A 1,655-nucleotide genomic window follows, 5' to 3' on the forward strand; every position below is an offset into this window, starting at 1 on the left:
CGACAATTCAAGTATAAAAGAATGAGGAGTTTGCGTGTTTTTTTATGCACACAAAATTTTGTTTAAACCCCAACAAATATTATAGAGCCAATAAAAAAGAGCCGGTTGTCCATATGAAATGGACAACCGGCTCTTTTTTAAATGAATGACCCGTACGGGATTCGAACCCGTGTTACCGCCGTGAAAGGGCGGTGTCTTAACCACTTGACCAACGGGCCAATCTGGCGGAGAAGGAGGGATTTGAACCCTCGCGCCGGAGTAAACCGACCTACACCCTTAGCAGGGGCGCCTCTTCAGCCACTTGAGTACTTCCCCAAAAATTGGCTCCGCAGGCAAGATTCGAACTTGCGACCGATCGGTTAACAGCCGATTGCTCTACCACTGAGCTACTGCGGAATAAAATGGGCCTGAATGGACTTGAACCATCGACCTCACGCTTATCAGGCGTGCGCTCTAACCAGCTGAGCTACAGGCCCATTATTAAAATGGAGCGGGTGATGGGAATCGAACCCACGACATCAGCTTGGAAGGCTGAGGTTTTACCATTAAACTACACCCGCCAAACTTACATAATGGTGGCTCAGGACGGAATCGAACCGCCGACACATGGATTTTCAGTCCATTGCTCTACCGACTGAGCTACTGAGCCTAACCTATGTATAAATGGCGGTCCGGACGGGACTCGAACCCGCGACCTCCTGCGTGACAGGCAGGCATTCTAACCAACTGAACTACCGGACCATAATTGCGGGGGCAGGATTTGAACCTGCGACCTTCGGGTTATGAGCCCGACGAGCTACCGGGCTGCTCCACCCCGCGACGATAAAAATATAAATGGCGGAGGAAGAGGGATTCGAACCCCCGCGCGGTGTAACCCGCCTGTCGGTTTTCAAGACCGATCCCTTCAGCCAGACTTGGGTATTCCTCCAACACCAAATGTATAAAAATTTAAATGGTGGACCTTGCAGGACTCGAACCTGCGACCGGACGGTTATGAGCCGTCTGCTCTAACCAACTGAGCTAAAGGTCCTTTAAATAGCGGCGGAGGGGATCGAACCCCCGACCTCACGGGTATGAACCGTACGCTCTAGCCAGCTGAGCTACACCGCCACAAAAAATTTGGTGGAGCCTAGCGGGATCGAACCGCTGACCTCCTGCGTGCAAAGCAGGCGCTCTCCCAGCTGAGCTAAGGCCCCAAATGTAAACAAAATATCAGATCGGGAAGACAGGATTCGAACCTGCGACCCCTTGGTCCCAAACCAAGTGCTCTACCAAGCTGAGCTACTTCCCGGAAGGTTCACACATATGTATGGCGCGCCCGAGAGGAGTCGAACCCCTAACCTTTTGATCCGTAGTCAAACGCTCTATCCAATTGAGCTACGGGCGCATAGAGTAATGCCGAGGACCGGAATCGAACCGGTACGGTAGTCACCTACCGCAGGATTTTAAGTCCTGTGCGTCTGCCAGTTCCGCCACCCCGGCAAGTCAGAAGTAAAGCGGAAGACGGGATTCGAACCCGCGACCCCCACCTTGGCAAGGTGGTGTTCTACCACTGAACTACTTCCGCAATGAATGCGGGTGAAGGGAGTCGAACCCCCACGCCTTGCGGCGCCAGATCCTAAGTCTGGTGCGTCTGCCAATTCCGCCACACCCGC

Annotated in this window: 17 tRNA genes; all 17 read right to left on the minus strand. The window is 53.0% G+C overall.

Annotated elements, in window-relative coordinates:
* Positions 1 to 146 precede the first annotated feature (146 nt).
* Positions 147 to 218, minus strand: a tRNA-Glu gene (locus tag QY97_RS18975).
* A 4-nt stretch (positions 219 to 222) separates the two neighbouring features.
* Positions 223 to 315: transfer RNA gene (locus tag QY97_RS18980), tRNA-Ser, on the minus strand.
* Between the two features lie 6 nt (positions 316 to 321).
* A tRNA-Asn gene (locus QY97_RS18985) sits at positions 322 to 396 on the minus strand.
* A gap of 6 nt (positions 397 to 402) precedes the next feature.
* Positions 403 to 476: transfer RNA gene (locus QY97_RS18990), tRNA-Ile, on the minus strand.
* Positions 477 to 486: 10 nt separating this feature from the next.
* Positions 487 to 560 (minus strand) — tRNA-Gly (locus QY97_RS18995).
* Positions 561 to 573: 13 nt separating this feature from the next.
* Positions 574 to 649, minus strand: a tRNA-Phe gene (locus tag QY97_RS19000).
* 15 nt (positions 650 to 664) lie between these two features.
* A tRNA-Asp gene (locus tag QY97_RS19005) sits at positions 665 to 741 on the minus strand.
* Positions 742 to 745: 4 nt separating this feature from the next.
* Positions 746 to 819 (minus strand) — tRNA-Met (locus tag QY97_RS19010).
* Between the two features lie 16 nt (positions 820 to 835).
* Positions 836 to 928, minus strand: a tRNA-Ser gene (locus tag QY97_RS19015).
* Between the two features lie 25 nt (positions 929 to 953).
* A tRNA-Ile gene (locus QY97_RS19020) sits at positions 954 to 1,030 on the minus strand.
* A 6-nt stretch (positions 1,031 to 1,036) separates the two neighbouring features.
* Positions 1,037 to 1,110 (minus strand) — tRNA-Met (locus QY97_RS19025).
* Positions 1,111 to 1,120: 10 nt separating this feature from the next.
* Positions 1,121 to 1,196: transfer RNA gene (locus QY97_RS19030), tRNA-Ala, on the minus strand.
* A 21-nt stretch (positions 1,197 to 1,217) separates the two neighbouring features.
* A tRNA-Pro gene (locus tag QY97_RS19035) sits at positions 1,218 to 1,291 on the minus strand.
* Between the two features lie 19 nt (positions 1,292 to 1,310).
* Positions 1,311 to 1,387 (minus strand) — tRNA-Arg (locus QY97_RS19040).
* A gap of 9 nt (positions 1,388 to 1,396) precedes the next feature.
* Positions 1,397 to 1,482 (minus strand) — tRNA-Leu (locus QY97_RS19045).
* Between the two features lie 13 nt (positions 1,483 to 1,495).
* Positions 1,496 to 1,567 (minus strand) — tRNA-Gly (locus tag QY97_RS19050).
* A gap of 6 nt (positions 1,568 to 1,573) precedes the next feature.
* Positions 1,574 to 1,655, minus strand: a tRNA-Leu gene (locus QY97_RS19055).

Origin of the sequence: Bacillus thermotolerans, from assembly GCF_000812025.2 — a bacterium.
GTDB lineage: Bacteria > Bacillota > Bacilli > Bacillales > Domibacillaceae > Quasibacillus > Quasibacillus thermotolerans.